The following is a 16,068-nucleotide window of genomic DNA, read 5'->3' on the forward strand; positions in this document are numbered from 1 at the left end:
GACAAGTTGACCGTTCGTGAGAGTAATTGTTTGGCTGGCAAGAGTGGAGGCAAATTCAATGGTATCGCCGGCTGCTGCGGAGGCGATCGCATCTCTCAATGAACCGGGTCCGCTATCATTATTGTTGGTAACGGTAATAGTCTTTAAACTCCCTTGATAATCAGCCATTGCTTCTGGAGTCAAGGCTAGCGGTGCTTCAATATCCCCTTTGGCAAACTCCAAATTCCAGTTACCACCGCGGCCAGTGCGATCGCTAGATGCCGCAATATCAGCCCCGGTTAACTCGCCTAGGCGATCGACAAAATCGCTTCCCGAACCCGCCGCAACATCGCAACCATAAAGCACAATATCTGCTTTGTCGCTTAGCGCATTTCGCCACCCTTGCAACTGGCTTTCATATTGCGGCAAATTATCCGAATTCAGCGTTGCAGAACCTAGCTGCAAGCTGCCAGAATTGCCGTGAGAAATAATGTGAACCGAGTCTATCGCCCCGTTAGTAGAGGCGTATTTTTCCATCTCGGAGGTGATTTGTTCGATGCCGTTTTTGGTGCTATCGAGTATTACTACCTGCTGTCCCGGCAGCACTCCCGCTGTTATTGACTCGTAATCTTTTACGCCTGAGTCAATGAAGACTAAGCAGCGCGGTGGCATTTTTTCAAAAGCAGATTGTGAGTTAACTTGAGCGAATGTAGAACTCATATTGAAGACTCCATTAAGGGCATTATTAGTAGATACACCCCGGAGTTATCTTATCAAGCGTATGTGATAAATCTGCAATTTTGGCAATTGACTTTTGTATGGATCGAGCTAATCTGAACGGAGGATAACAGAGCCTAATTGCAGTTGGTTCGAGCGACCGTCAGAAGTTAGGCGAACTTTATCAATCTCTCTAAGAACAATAGTCCGGACAGTTTTTATATGACCCAATGGCTTATTCTGTAGGACTTCGCAGCCACTGTGGATCATTAAATCAATGTCAGCTCCACCCCGCTCGTTGCATTTAATTCGACTTTATTTATGATCCTTGCGCCGCGTAAGCTTGTAGTCTCGTTCCAAAAACTGTCCGGAGTGTTGTAAGAATAGAGGCATATTTTTGAAGTGCCGAGGTAATTTTCTCGATACAGTCAGATTCCCCGCCAAAATTATGGAAACAAAATATTCACATTCCTTGATGCAGAGTCTTTGAAGACAAAGCTTTTGTATAGGGAATTTGCGTATTCCGAGGCGCGAGTCGTTTCCCTTAAAGAAGTCAACCTATTGCGTCCTCCAAAAGTGAGCTTAGTGGTAGATACAGCCTTGGATTCAGAGCTTCTTAAATTGTTAGCGATCGTGTTTATTTCGCTCATTCTTATTTAACCTATCTATCAGTTTCCCCTATTTCTGCAGCACTGTCATCCGCAATCGCACGGAATTTATTATATGCGTGTTTTCCCTTACTTTTGGCAAACGCGCAATTACCGATAGCTCCGATATCCTACTGGTGATACCACTTTTAAAAAAGAATCCAAATCTAGGCCGGTGCTTCAAACCTCAATAGCCATTAGTCATTCGTAATTCTAAAATCTAAAATTTAAAATCTAAAAGGGTATGACAGTTAGTTTATTTGCCTCCCAACTGCACCGCTCAAGATTCTGTGGAAGATGGCGGTTTTTTTCCTGTATTGCGAATATTAATAATATTGTTGAGCGCCTCAACCCAAAAAGCAGCCCCCATAGAAATAGCTACGTCGCTCAATATCCAACCAAACAATTTTGCAATCAAAGCCGATCACAATAAATTCCCCTGCCTATCACGTTCTAAGCTGTTCTGTTCGCTCCATCCAAAAGGCAATACGGTTCAGTTAGCGCTTTAAGACGAATTTCATTTCTCGCATTTATGAGACTTCCAGACTTGTGAAAGGAAATCCGATTATTCTTATCTGAACATTATTGATCCAAAAGGCAGAGCTACCTGATCCAAAGCTCCATCGACATCCTGTTGAACTTTTGTCAGACTGGTTAAATTATTTGATTTAGTCTTAGCATAGTTTGCAACCAACTGCTGAGCGTACAAATTAACAGTCGATCGCTAAAGCCACCTTTTGGTTAATCTTAGCATTGCTCGCAGTGTGGGCGAGTTGGCAGATTTGGCAATGGTTACGTTTTTATATTCATAATTTGAAACAGAGGAATTAAACAACTGGTGGAAGTGCGAAAAAATAATTAAAAATTTGTCGGTAGCAGCGTGGTTATTGCTATCGAAAAAGTTGCCGTAAAAATGGAAATACCGCAAAGCTTGTCGCTGTCTTTACATGGCGGTTTTGCAGCGGTTAAATGATGCGAAAACCATGGTTTATCAACCAAGCCGCACTGAAACCGAATATTTGCAATTAATCCAGCAATTACCCCAGGCTCTGCCTTACTAAACTGTGAGCGCAATATACCAGCAACTATATTTTGAGAATAGGGAAGCTGGCGCCTCAACCTTTGAACAGTGTCAGAAAGCTTATCAACAAATTAAGGATTAAGTAGGTAAACGCAAAAAAACAATAATATCCAATCAATAATTTTAGGGTCGGGTTTTACCAACAATAATTACCACAAACCGACAATCTCAAAAACCCCCACTTAATAGCCAATTGCAGTCTACTTCCTTCAATCTACAAGGGTTCAAGGTCGTACTCGAATAACTGGCGTAGCGCCTAAGAGTACGACCTTGAAATGGTCCTATCAGACCGAAGTAGCAAATGGGTTGAAGGCGACGAAACTAGCACCTACCCCAGCAATAAGATTCGGGTCAGTGCCACCCCCCATCAGTCCTGTAGGTGAAGGTAACCAGTTCTGCGCGGCCTTGACTGTCACACTAGGATTAGCGATCGCCACCCCATTGAAAGAGTTGGTGATGAAATTGCTTATATCCACTGTTGTCGGCCCTGAACCACCAAGCAAGCTTGAATCCTGTAACGGGATACCACCTCTGTTGAGACCACCACCAATATTAGCGTTGGTGATATCGTTGTTCTCAATATCGGTATGGCCACCTTGCAAGCGTATCCCCTCTTGCCTGACATTGCTAATTTTGTTGTTGTCGATCGCACTAGCTGAACGAAAGTCAGTAATTGAATCACCGACAATGCTCGCTGCACTCACCACATTAGAAATCCCTTGATATTCAATTTTCCGCACTAGGTAGTCGGAACCATCGTTTTTGAAGGAGGTGGCCGCGTAGGCAGCGGTGGGGCTATCGTAGGCTTTGGTGGAGAACCGCAGTTCGTCAAAAATAGCGCCGCCGAGAGAGTCTCCTACTATCTGGAATTTGAAACTGCCATCGGTGCGATCGCCAATTACAGTCACTCCATCTGAAGACACAGTAATCGGTTTTGAAGCGCTCGGAGCGTTGAGGCGAGCGATCGTAAAATTGGTGGCTGGTACCAGAACCCCATTATTAAAGATTTGCAGGAAAGCAACTTCATTGCCTTGATCGCCCAAACCAGGACTTGTTTTGGGACTCACTCCACTGAGGTCGATCGTTGTGCTAGTGATGTCTTGGTGATCTGCCCATTTCACCTTCAGCGCCTGAGATTGATTGGTGTTGGGGTTATGGTTGATTTCCGCCCGAATTTTCTTGGCGTCGGTGAACCAACCATCATAAGAGGATGGGACACCAATACCGCCGGTACTGCCGTAGCTCAACCAGCTTTTAGGGTTTTCGTTGCTTGCTAAGGTGAGGTTGCTGATGACACTAGGGTTAAGGTAGTCGGTTTCAAAGCCATCAAAAGCTATCCCAGACAGTTTGATGCCTTGATTCTGGGCGGCATTCGGCCATTGTGCGATCAGGTCAGTGATGCTGCTGTAATTATTAGTTTGACCCAAAGAACCAGTAAGAGTTGGCGCCGGAGTCGGAGTAGGCACCGGGACGACACTACCTCCCAATTCAAAAGAGCCGCTGTCGACGATGGCACCTGGAATGCTGTCGCCATCTTGAGGGCGAGTCACGCCGCGCTGATCCTTGGTGGGTGCGCCCGTAGCAATCCCTTGATCAATGGCCGGACTTCCTGTCAGCAGCGGCCTGACTAAAGCACCGTTGAGGTTTTGCAAAGGGCCAAGTAAGGGGTCTGCGAGCGTAATACTTGCCGTCGCATTGTAATCGTTGAAGTTAGTAGTTTTTTTGACAGGCCACTGAAAATTGCCACCTTGGTCAGTTAGTTCGCTGCTGGTGTGCTGCTGAATGCCAAACTCATTCCCCGCCGTGTTGTTAGAAAAAATCGTGTTCTTGACACTGACAGGCTTTCCCGACGCCGCCGAGATGCCTCCGCCCACCCAACGGGCGGAATTATCGGCAATGGTGGTGTTGACGATCGTTGTGGGGGCATAAAGAGCCATTGCACCACCGACATTGCCGTAAAAATCGGTAGTCCCACTAACTTGGTTGCCAGAAAAGGTGCTGTTGGTAATCGTGGTAGGCGCATCCATGATCCACATTGCGCCACCTTGACCGGGGGCTTTGTTACCAGCAAAGGTGGTGTTGGAGACCGTAAGTCCTTTGTTGAGGCCGTTGCTCAAGTTTACCAACCCGCCTCCAACTCCGTCGTTGCCACCGGGAAGCGACAGAATTTCGTTGTTTTGGAAGGTGCTGTCTGCAATACTTACGCTGTCTTGGGTGCCGGTAAACAGATAAGCTGCTCCGCCTTCGCCTCGCCCTTTGTTGTCTTGAAATACACTTTTGGTGATCTTAATTGTGCCGGAAGCTTCGCTGGGATTGCTGGCTCGATCGGTATATAGTGCGCCGCCGAAACCTCTTAAGAAATCATTGGACTTCCCTGTGGCGAAAGTGGCTGCTGTGGTGTCGTTGCCGATGAATCGGGAGTTGTCAATTGTCAGCTTACCTTGAAGGCTGTTAATCGCCCCGCCGTTAATTCCTTTGTTGTTGGTGAAGTCGCTGTTGGTGACTGTAATAGTTTTGAAACTCAAAAAGCCGATCGCACCTGCACCACGTTCATCGTTAGCGGCGGTGGCGACGTTGCCGTTGAATTTGCTGTTGGTAACAGTCAGGGTATTGTTGAAATTACCAAAAATTGCGCCACCGCCTTTATCGGCGACGTTGTTGTTGAACTGAACATTGTCTACTGTGAGGTTTACTTCGTCGGTTGTGCCGATCGCGCCACCTCGATCGGTTGTTTTGCCGTTAGTAATAATCAGATTTTTGACAACAAAATTGGTAGCAGTTGCAACGTTGGCGTTGACAAAAAAGGCGCGGGATGCGTTGTTGCCACTGATGGTTAAACCTGGTGCGGCGGCGCCGTCAATGGTGATGTTTTTGCCAACGGGAATATCGAGTTGACCGCTGGTGAGGGTAATGGTTTGGCTGGCTAAACCTGGAGCGAAGGTAATGATATCGCCGGCAACAGCGGTGGCAATCGCAGCCCTTAATGAACCGGGTCCGCTATCGCTATTATTGGCTACTACGATCGTAGCTAAATCGCCTTGGTAACTTGCCATCGCATCCGGCTCCAAGGCTAAGGGAGATTCAATTTCGCCCCTAGCAAATTCTAAATTCCAGTCGCCGCTACGGCCAGTTGTGTTGGTGGATGCCGCAACGTCAGCCCCGGTTATTTGACTGAATCGAGCGACGAAATTAGCACCTGTACCGCCTGCTACATCGCAGCCGTACAGCATGATATCTGCTTCTGGGGCTAGTGAAGTTTGCCATTTTTCCAACTGGCTTTTGTATTGCTCTATGTTATCTGAACCCAGAGCGGTCTTGCCTAGTTGTAGGCTGCCTGAACTGCCGTGAGAAATAATGTGAACCGAGTCTATCGCCCCGTTAGTCGAGGCATATTTTTCAATTTCAGAGGTGATTTGTTCGATGCCGTTTTTGGTGCTATCGAGTATTACTACCTGCTGTCCCGGCAGCACTCCCGCTGTTATTGACTCGTAATCTTTTACGCCTGAGTCAATGAAGACTAAGCAGCGCGGTGGCATTTTTTCCCAAGCAGATTTTGAGTTAACTTGAGCGAATGTAGAACTCATATTGGATACTCCATTAAGGGCATTATTAGTAGATACACCCCGGAGTTATCTCATCAGGCTTAATTGATTATATCTTAACACCCAATTTGGAAATGGTGTCATTTTAAAAAAATTTTTATTGATTTATTTTGCTCGGCATTTGCCTTTTGCCTTTTGACTAAAATGTAAATCGGAGCCTCTATCTATGGGAATAGATCGCAATATTAATCGGGAATATTGAAAGAAATCTAGGTTCTATTATCCAATTTTTTTTGACCTTATTTTGCTAATAGTAGCCTGCATTGAGGGATGCGGAAATAGGGGAGGTAATTCACCTCCGAATAACTCCTCTTATATTTAGTAGTTCTTATTGGAGTGTGAGAATTTATCTATAGGCACAAGGCACTAGAGTTTCCCTAGCTGTATTTCATCCAAGGGAAAACTGAATTATGTAGATTTTAAAAAATTCTATATGCTTTGAAGCTGCTAGGTTGGCGGTACACCCAAATACTGATTACCAGGACGTTTGGTCGCATTTACTAACAGTCAAAACGGTCTAATATTAAGTGGAACCCATCGCGGGAAATTAATTGGTTTATGGGATGCTACCGACACTGTGAGGACTGCCCACCTCACTACAAACATGATTCAAATTATTCAGCGCGAATTGATATGATTGCAAATTGAGTCAGATTAAATCGTTGATTTCGATCGCGCCTGCCTCCCTAATTACAATTGTATTCGAGTCCAGTCGCCCTCGGTACGTTCCACACCCTCCATTAAATCACTCCTTAATTAGCAAACAGTCGATCGCGCCCACCGCCGTTGCTGAGTGTATCACTATATTGACCGGCATAACACGAACCAAGTCCGCTGTTTTTACTCAGGGAACTATGGGATTTTGGCAATTGACTTTTGTAGGGTTCGAGGTAATCTGAACTGAGGATAACAAAGCCTAATTGCAGTTGGTTCGAGCTGCCCTCAGAAGTTGTGCTAGTTTTGTCAATCTCTCTAAGGATAGAGGCATATTTTTGAAGTGCCGAGGTAATTTTCTCGATGCAGTCAGATTCCCCCGCCAAAATTCTGGAAACAAAATATCCACCTTCATTGATGCTGGAGTCCTTGACTACAAAGCTTTGGGATAGGGGATTTGCGTATTCCAAGGGGGGAGTCGTTTCCCTTAAAGAAGTGAACATATTCTGTCCTCTAAAAGGCCGTTTAGTGGTAGATACAGCCTTGGATTCAGAGCTTCTGAAACGGCCAGCGACCTTGTTTATTTCGCTCATTCTTATTTCACCTATCTATCAGTTTGCCCTATTTCCGCAGCACTGCCATCCGCGATCGCACGGAATTTATATTCTGCGTGTTTTCCCTTACTTCCGCCAAACGCGCAATTACCGATAAATCCGATATCCTATCCGTGATACCACTTTCAAAAAAGAATCCAACTGTAAGCCCGTGCTTCAAACCTCGATAGTCTTCAGTCATTCCCCCATCTAAAATCTAAAATCTAAAAGGGTATGACACTTAGTAAATTGGCCTCGCAACTGCACCCCTCAAGATTCTGTGGAAGATGGCGGTTTTTTCCCTGCATTGCGAATATTAATAATCTTATTGAGCGCCTCAAACCAAAAAGCAGCCCCCATAGAAATAGCTACGCCGCTCAATATCCAACCAAACAATTTTGTCATCAAAGCCGGCCACAATAAATTCCCCTGCTTATCTCGTTCTAAGCTGTTCTGTTCGCTCCATCCAAAAGGCAGAGCTACCTGATCCAAAGCTCGATCGACATCCTGTTGAACTTTTGTCAGACTGGTTAAATTATTTGATTTAGTCTTAGCATTGTTTGCCACCAACTGCTCAGCGTACAAATTAACAGTCGATCGCAACATCGAATCCTTCGACAATCGATTAATAATATGAATGCTATCAGCATTAGCCGCGACAGCGATCGCAGTTCCGAGCAAAATCGCCACCCCTCTAGCATTCCGCTTGTAAACACCAGAAGCACGCTCCATCGATTGGTCAAACCAAATTTCAATTTCTTTCTGAAACCGCTGCAACTGCTCTTGAGTATCTCCGCCGCCTTTTTCAGCGCGCTGCGCTAAAATATAAAGGCTGCGTTTCAAAGATTCTGGCATACTGTCCAAGGTTTCTTGAATTTGTTGATAAATTGGACTCTCCTCTTTGAGTTCCATAATTTCTGCTACCGAATCTTGACTTTTTTTAACAGTATTTAACAGATTGCTGAAACTCGGTTGCAGTTGCCCTAGCAGCGCCACCCGCTCAATTTTGCTGTCAAAACGAGCCTTGACAAATGCCATCTGCCTCTGAAATTCTCTCCCTGCCAGCTCGGTTTCTGGTAGATAAACCTGAGAATCCTTAATATAAAATCCTAGCTTTTCCGACATTCGATCTAAGCTGTTGCTCAAACTTGCTAAATTGTTTTGATAATCTTCAACTACTCGATTGAACTCCGCAGTCAGCCACCTAAATTCTTGCTCAATAATTGGTTTAGTAGCAGCAGGCAAACTCAGATTTTCTCCAATCTGTTGAATTTGTGCTAATTGTAAATCTTTAAATCTTTCCAATCGGGTTTTAGAGATAGAGCTGAGCAAACTAGAAACCTTTAAAGTATCCAAAAGGCTAGCCGAAAAACACTCGGCTGGAATATAAGAAGGCCCACTGGATTTATTGCCGAAAACATTTTTAGTACCCGTAACTCCGTGGTAAAAATCCCCCATGCGGTGCGTAACAGAGCGGAATCCCTCTGATAAAAGCCCTTTCGCTCCCTGATTCAAATCCTTGATAATCGGATTGGCGTAAATCGAATGGGCTAACTGTCCGACTCTCTTAAATTGCAGGGGATCTTTCGCCCCTTCGCTGCCTCCAGAAATCAGCACTTCTATCGACTTCTTTAAATGTTCCGCCCGCCACTGCCAAACAGTAGCAATCAGTTCCTGAATTTCCGAAGCTAGCAAGCTTAAAGTGAGGTAGATAAATACTAAGCCAATGATAATATCTATAATTACAGGCAAGTTCATGGTATTTTCCTAGTCGCAAATAACTGCTGTCTAAGTTTACCCTCAGTTTGGGACGCTCAAAACTCTCTTAACTTATGTCAGAAATCTTTCCATTCCTGGGCCGCAAACCGAAAAATCGCTGGAATGACAGCTTTACAGACAAAGTGTGGATGCTGGCTTTTCTGTTGGCTGCAGTGCTGATTTTCGGGCTGAATCTGGGCGGCGTGGCTTTGCGGGATTGGGATGAAGGCATTGCAGCGCAGGTAAGTCGCGAAATTTGGCGGGGCAACTTAAATTGGCTGTATCCGACGATCGACTCTATGCCTTATTTGAACAAACCGCCGCTGGTACACTGGCTAATCGGGCTGTGTTTTGCCGTCGGCGGTGTCAGCGAATTGACGGCAAGGTTGGTACCGGCGATGCTGACAGCCACTTCAGTGCCCTTGCTTTACGCCATTGGCAGGGAGTTGTTTCCTCCGCGTTCGATATCCATTTTTTCTGCCCTCGTTTATCTGACGCTGTTACCGGTGCTGCGGCATGGACGTTTGGCGATGTTGGATGGAGCAGTTTTGTGTTTTTTGCTGGGGGCGATGTGGTGTTTGCTACGATCGCGCCGGGATTTGCGCTACGCTTTGGGCGCGGGGATTGGGTTCGGACTCATTTGCCTGACTAAGGGCGTGATGTTGGGGCTGCTGCTGGCTGGGATGGGCTGTATTTTTTTGGTTTGGGATACCCCGCGACTCCTCACTTCTGGGTATCTTTGGGGCGGATTGGCGATCGGAACTTTGCCAGTAGCTGCTTGGTATTTTGCCCAATGGCTGCACTACGGCCAATATTTCATCAACACTAATTTAGTTAACGAATCTTTTCGGCGCATTTCGGAACCTGTGAGCAGTCACAGAGGCCCGCCTTGGTATTATCTTTTAGAAATTTTCAAATTAGCTTTGCCGTGGCAGTTATTTTGGCTACAAGGGCTGCGTCTGAGTTGGGAAAATCGCAGTTTTGCCGGGCCAAAATTAGTATTGGTTTGGACTGGAGTATATCTGCTGGCTATTTCTGTGATGACTACTAAATTGCCGTGGTATGTTTTGCCAATTTATCCAGCTTTTGCTCTTGCCGTTGGCAGTTATCTTGCTGAAGTTTGGGAGCAACTGTGGCTGCCGCCAGAGCCGGTCAAAGAGGAAGCAGAAGAACGTTTTGATGCTATTTGTTTGTTGCCTCATCCCGCGATTTTGGCAATGCTGGGTGTAGTTGCTGTCGTCGGTTGCGTGTACTTCAGTGGCTGGGTACGGATCGGGGGACAAATTGCGCCTCCAGAGCGAGATTTGCAGTTAATGCTGATGTTTGTAGCTTTGACAATGACAATGGCGGCCGTGTTGCTGCACCGCAAAGACCGGCAGTTTATATTAGTTTTAATTTGGGGAACTTACCTGACGCTATTGGTATTGGTGGCTTCAGATAACTGGGTTTGGGAACTGGCGGAGGATTATCCTGTTAAGCCGATCGCCGAAATTGTCCGCACAGGAACTCCGGCGGGTCAACCAGTGTTTACTTCTCACCGCTTGGGCCGTCCATCGCTGAATTTTTATAGTCAACGCCAAGTTATTGTCGCCGACGCGCCGACGCTCAAACAGAAATGGCAAACTCTCCCTCAACCTTATTTTCTGTTAGAAAAACCAGTTTTAAAACATTTAGGTTTGCAGAATGCTGAGGTTGTCAAAACAGCCGACGATTGGGTTTTGGTAACTAAAAAGTAAGTTAATAGTTAACAGTCCCCTCCTTGGGGTGGGTGAGATAACTTTCGATTGTCTAGTGTTGTTTCAGATGGACAGCCTTACCCGAAGCGGACTTGAATTTATGAGAAATCAATCAGACTGGATCTAACCGCTAACAATCCACAGACTGCTCTATTTTTAACGCCGTTTCCACTCTTTGATACTCCGCCTCAACCTCTTCTAAAAGCGCGCAGGCCGGATCAGGTAAAGGCTGGTTAGCATTTGTTCCGATGCGGCCCATGATTTCGAGTTCCTCGCACAGCTCAAACAAGCGAAAAGCACCGAGAGTACCGCTAATCGACTTTAAAGAGTGAGCCGATCGCCGCAAAGCCAGCGGATCGGCGTTGGACAGAGCCATAGAGATGCCTCGCAGCAGTTCGGGAGCTGTTTCGAGGTAAATCTCGATCGCCTCGTCCAAAGCTTCCACTTCTCGCAGTCCCTCTATAATCTTGGCACTCAGGGAATCGTGACTCTGTGACAAAACCCGATCGAGATTTGATGCACCCCAATCGACGACTGCCGGCGAATTGGTAATTGTCAGTTGTGGATTTCCCGCAACAGCCACATTCGATCGCACTTGTAATTCACTCGTTCCTTCGATCTGTTCCGCCTGGGCATCCAAACAAACAATCGGCTGCAGACGATCGAATGCGGAGTTCGATCGAGATTTACACCCGGTCAAAGCTCGCACCAACTGGTCAATGGCGATCGGCTTGCTCAAATAGTCGTCCATCCCCGCAGCCATACACTCTTCGCGATCGCCCTGCATCGCATTTGCCGTCATCGCCACAATCCAAGGCCTAGGTGGTTTTAGATTTTGGATTTTCGATTTTCGATTGTTAGATTCATCGCCAGTCAATTTTGGATTTTGGATTCTGGATTTTCCATTATGAGATTGCTCATCTGTTGCGGAAACTTCTGATCCTCCCGTGGGATTTTTGGTCGCGTCTCGATTATGAGATTGCTCATTTGTTACGGAAACTTCTGATTCTCCCGTGGGATTTTCTAAAGTTAAATCTGCTGAAAATTGCTCGCGGATGTGGCGGGTAGTTTCCAGTCCGTCCATTTCCGGCATTTGCACATCCATCAGCACCACATCATAAGGCTGGCGGCGCAAAGCTTCGAGCACTTCGATACCGTTTCCCGCCACATCCGCGCGATACCCCATCCGCTGCAAAATTTGCAAAGCCACCTTCTGATTCACCAAATGATCGTCAGCCAACAGAATCCGCAGGGGTAAGTTCTCTGCCAGCACGGGTATGCTTTGCAAGAAAGCCCCGCTAGTGCGCTGCCCTTTAAATTCCGTTGTCTGTTCTCCAAAAATATTGATTAAAACATTGTAAAGCTGAGATTGTTTGATGGGTTTATTCAAAAAAGCAGCAAAATCCATCTCCATAGCAGGGGGGTGAATTTCTTGCCTGCCGATCGAAGTTAGCATCACTAACGGCAACTTTTCGCAATCAGGATACCGGCGAATTTGCGTCGCTAAAGCTAACCCGTCCATTTCCGGCATTTGCATATCCAAAACTGCCAAGTCAAACACCTCTTTAGCAGCCAGCCAATCTAAAGCCAAACTAGCCGAAGCTGAAGCCCTAGCCACCATTCCCCAAGACTGAGCTTGGAGAGTCAAAATTCTGCGGTTGGTAGCATTGTCATCGACAATTAAGACTCGCTTCCCAGCTAATTCAGGTTGAGAATTGCTCAAGTTAAGTGGTAAGGAATTCTTGCAGCCAGAAACGATCGTACTAAAATAAAAAGTAGAGCCAACGGATTTCGTATTTTGGCCGATCGGCTTGTTGCTGAGTACAGATTTGCCATAGCCATATTTTTCGGCAATTTCGCAAGATTCTGCCCATCCCAAATCAAAAACTGCCGATGATCTAAAATGGGCCGGAGGATTGCCCGCCACACTACCCATACTTTCCACCCACATCCGGCCGCCCATCATTTCGGCCAAACGCTTGCTAATTGCCAAACCCAATCCGGTACCGCCGTACTGCCGGCTCGTTGAAGAATCAACCTGGCTGAAAGATTTAAATAGCCGATCCATGCGATCGCTCGGAATGCCAATACCGGTATCTTTGACCGCAAAATGTATTTCGTATGCTGGGTTAATTGCTACGGGTTCGCCAGCAATTAATGGCGGTTCTTTAGCCTTAGCCGCCGGCACTGAAATCTTTTTGGCAGTCACCGAAACCACGACTTCTCCAGCGTCGGTAAATTTAACCGCATTACTGAGCAAGTTGATTAAAATTTGCCTCAAGCGGGTGCTATCGCCGATCGCCGTTGCCGGTACTGTACGATCGATCAAGTAACCCACTTCCAGTTTTTTTTCTGCCGCCTTGGCAGCTACCAAGTCTAGAGATTCCTCAATGCAAGTGCGGATGTCAAACGGATGTTCCTCCAAGTCCAATTTTCCCGACTCAATTTTCGAGAAATCTAGAATATCGTTGATCAGCGTCAGCAAGGCATCGCCGCTGCTACGAATAGTTTCTACAAAATCGCGCTGTTCGCGAGTTAAGGGGGTATCCAGCAGCAAACCGGTCATGCCGATGACTCCATTCATCGGAGTGCGAATTTCGTGGCTCATGGTGGCTAAAAATTCGCTTTTGGCTCTAGTAGCCGCCAGTGCTTGATCGCGAGCTTTTGCCAAATCTACGTCGGTTTGCTGGCGTTCGAGTTCGCTTCCCACCCACTGAGCCATCAGTTTCATCAACTCTCTGTCTACAGCTCGGAACGGTTCTGTCACAGGAGTCGGAGAAAAGAAGCACAGAGTGCCGTAAACTTCACCTGCTACAGTGACGGGAATGCCCATGTAAGCTTCGATTGGGAAGGCTCGATCGTGCGTGTTGAAGGAAAAACCCGAAAATCGCACCGACTCAAAGTAAATCGGTTCTTTTGCCATTGCCGTAGCGACGCAGAAAGTTTTTTCCAGATCATAGATTTGGTCTTTGACGATCGACCCGTCGGGACACTCAACAGCCATTATTTGATAGTTGTCGCCTTGAATGCAGGACAAAATTCCCACCGACAGGCCTAAATGCCGACATCCCATTCCCAGCAGTTCTTGGAGGCGCAAATCAAAGGTAGAGAGGTGGTTGAGCGGGTCTGTACGGGGAGCCGAAGTCACTTGGTACAAAGCTTTGATTGCAGCTTCGCTTTCTCGCAGTTCTTGTTCTGTTTGCTTCCGCACGCTGATGTCGCGGGAAATGCCGATAATTTCTTGGACTTCGCCGGTTTGGGGATCACTGATCGTGCGGCCGGTGGTTTCAAACCAAATGTATTTGCCGTCTTTGCGGCGGATGCGGTAGCTGACGGTGTAAGTAACTGGGAGCGCCAGGACTTTCCAGTGAGCTTTGGCAATGGTTTCTAAATCGTCGGGGTGAAAATAATCCTTGGGGACGCGGCCGATGAGTTCCGAAGGTTCGTATCCCAGCAAAGCCCTGCTGGCGGGCGAGACGTAAACAAACACGCCTGTGGGGTCGTGTCTGGTGATCATGTCGGTTGAGTTTTCGGCCATCAACCGATAGCGGTCTTCGCTTTCATTACGTTCGACTTGAGAATTGCCCAATGCTTCTAGCATTCGGTTGATGGCGTCGGCCAAGCTTGCGAGTTCATCTTCTCCGGCCATAGGAACTCTCAAGCTTGGATCGCCGTTGGCTGCGATGTTGCTGACGCTGGTGCTCAAGGAAGCCAATCTCGCCAAGACTAATTTTTCTAGCAACAGCAGGGTGATGGCGCTAAATATTAAACCTACTGCCAGTATTGATAAGGTAAACAGCTCCAAGGTGGCCTGACCTTGGCCGTAAATGATGCGATCTGTCTCTACTCGCAGCAGCAGCGCTAGGTTGCCGTGGATGTCGCGAATCAGGGCGTATCCTGCGACTAAGGTGTCGCTGAGTGGCTCGACTAAAATTTCTACAGATTTGAGGTTGGAAATTTTGAGTTTGACATTTTCCAACTCCTGCCTCGATCGAGCCATCGCCTTGGCGCTGTGCCCGAAGTAGTTCGCGGCTCCCACTTTAAAATCTAAGCTGGGCAATCTAAAATCCACTGACAGGTGAGTCAGTTCTGAAAGCAAACCTATTTCGCTGCTGTCGAGGTAGCGTCCCAAGATCAGCGTCCCCCGCGACGGGCCTTGGGCGTTGCTGTTGAAGATGGGCTTGGCGGCAATCAGCAGCCTGGCTTCTGGCAGGGTGAGAACGCCTGTTTTGGCGGCGGGACGATCGCCATCGACTGTCGATGAGTCTAGTAGCGCCTCGGTCAAGTGCTGTTTTAAGCTTTCGGGAATCGGGATTTCGGTTTGGGATTTAAGGTCGAAACCTTTGCTGAAGATCGTCTTACCGTTAGAGTCCAGCAGTACCAAGAAGTTTAGTCTCAAGTAAATAAATGTCGAATCGACGAAATTTGACTTGACAAAATTTTCGTTCCGTGTTTCGACGAAAGAGTAAGTATCGTCCCACTCGGCGTAATCTTGGGCGCTGGTGTCTAAATTCGACAAGTCATCATCTAATGCGTCCAAAGCCCGTGCGACATCCTGGCGGACGTACTGTGCCTCCAGGTTGTGAAAATCATGCAGCAAAATAGTTGATGCAGTGGCATAGAGAACCACAATCAGGCTGATCAGCGCTGCACCGATGATTAATAGTGTTTTTTTTCGGAGTTGCATGGCGTCGCCCTCCTCACGGTGCTACTAGGCAACTAGCCAGGAGAGGTTTGAGACGTAGGTTGTTTAGCATTGGCGATCGCAGGGCCTGCGTGTTTGGACTGTTCTCGGGTGACTTGGTAAAGCCCTTGGTATTTCCAAGGTATCCGGTATGTTGCCCCCCACAGTCAGTGTAGTATTTTCACAGCTTTAGTTCCCTATTATGCACAACCTATTACCTACAAGTTATAACCTGACGATCGGCCTCTTCAAAATAAACCGCCGATCGAACTCACAACAGTTCGCGTTTGATACTGACGCAGCCAGGGCGGCGGGGGGTTGGTATAACAGGCGTGCTGGGTTGAGAACCCTAACTATTATTGTACCTAAAAAATATTGAGCCGACAGCGGACTGGTAGGTCGAGTTTTCCCTGCCAAAAGGATCTCATTTCAATAGCTGTTTTGATTTTTGTCGTTTTATAGCAATCCTTGCAGGAGTAGTGCAATAAGCTTAAAAGCCTATCCAGCCTAGAAGCTTGAACGGCGTTCAACAATTGTGATAGCAGAGGCAAGGAATATCCGGCGACTTTTCATTTACATCCGAAAATAAAATATACAACAATCAAAAAAATCAGTTT

At 46.8% G+C, this 16,068-nt stretch carries 9 protein-coding genes; 2 read left to right on the forward strand and 7 right to left on the reverse strand.

The window, feature by feature from the left end:
* On the reverse strand, positions 1 to 699 hold a 699-nt coding region (locus tag QUB25_RS11225; protein WP_333183382.1), incomplete at its 3' end, for a DUF4347 domain-containing protein.
* 924 nt (positions 700 to 1,623) lie between these two features.
* Positions 1,624 to 1,761: a hypothetical protein gene (locus QUB25_RS11230; RefSeq protein WP_333065104.1), complete on the reverse strand. Its 138-nt coding sequence runs from the start codon at positions 1,759 to 1,761 to the stop codon at positions 1,624 to 1,626.
* Between the two features lie 529 nt (positions 1,762 to 2,290).
* Between QUB25_RS11230 and QUB25_RS29800 the strand changes: the two genes are divergently transcribed.
* Positions 2,291 to 2,404: a hypothetical protein gene (locus QUB25_RS29800; RefSeq protein ID WP_445251945.1), complete on the forward strand. Its 114-nt coding sequence runs from the start codon at positions 2,291 to 2,293 to the stop codon at positions 2,402 to 2,404.
* A 304-nt stretch (positions 2,405 to 2,708) separates the two neighbouring features.
* Here the strand turns inward: QUB25_RS29800 and QUB25_RS11235 are convergent, their stop codons facing one another.
* The 4 genes from QUB25_RS11235 to QUB25_RS11250 all read right to left on the reverse strand — a co-directional run bounded on the left by QUB25_RS11235 (position 2,709) and on the right by QUB25_RS11250 (position 9,031).
* Positions 2,709 to 6,008: a DUF4347 domain-containing protein gene (locus QUB25_RS11235; protein WP_333183383.1), complete on the reverse strand. Its 3,300-nt coding sequence runs from the start codon at positions 6,006 to 6,008 to the stop codon at positions 2,709 to 2,711.
* 770 nt (positions 6,009 to 6,778) lie between these two features.
* Entirely contained in the window at positions 6,779 to 7,183 is a 405-nt protein-coding gene (locus tag QUB25_RS11240; protein WP_333183384.1) for a DUF4347 domain-containing protein, read from the reverse strand.
* Between the two features lie 118 nt (positions 7,184 to 7,301).
* Positions 7,302 to 7,475: a hypothetical protein gene (locus QUB25_RS11245; protein WP_333183385.1), complete on the reverse strand. Its 174-nt coding sequence runs from the start codon at positions 7,473 to 7,475 to the stop codon at positions 7,302 to 7,304.
* A gap of 68 nt (positions 7,476 to 7,543) precedes the next feature.
* On the reverse strand, positions 7,544 to 9,031 hold the full coding sequence (locus QUB25_RS11250; protein ID WP_333183386.1) for a hypothetical protein: 1,488 nt from the start codon (positions 9,029 to 9,031) through the stop codon (positions 7,544 to 7,546).
* 74 nt (positions 9,032 to 9,105) lie between these two features.
* Here QUB25_RS11250 and QUB25_RS11255 point away from each other — a divergent pair, with 74 nt between their 5' ends.
* A complete protein-coding gene (locus QUB25_RS11255; protein WP_333183387.1) occupies positions 9,106 to 10,767 on the forward strand; it encodes a glycosyltransferase family 39 protein in 1,662 nt (553 codons plus the stop codon).
* Between the two features lie 130 nt (positions 10,768 to 10,897).
* On the opposite strand, the gene QUB25_RS11260 is transcribed toward QUB25_RS11255, so the two are convergent.
* Positions 10,898 to 15,454 carry a response regulator gene (locus QUB25_RS11260; protein WP_333183388.1) on the reverse strand — a complete coding sequence of 1,519 codons (4,557 nt, stop codon included), beginning with the start codon at positions 15,452 to 15,454 and terminating at the stop codon, positions 10,898 to 10,900.
* Between the last annotated feature and the right edge of the window lie 614 nt (positions 15,455 to 16,068).

This window comes from Microcoleus sp. B3-D7 (assembly GCF_036705305.1).
GTDB lineage: Bacteria > Cyanobacteriota > Cyanobacteriia > Cyanobacteriales > Microcoleaceae > Microcoleus.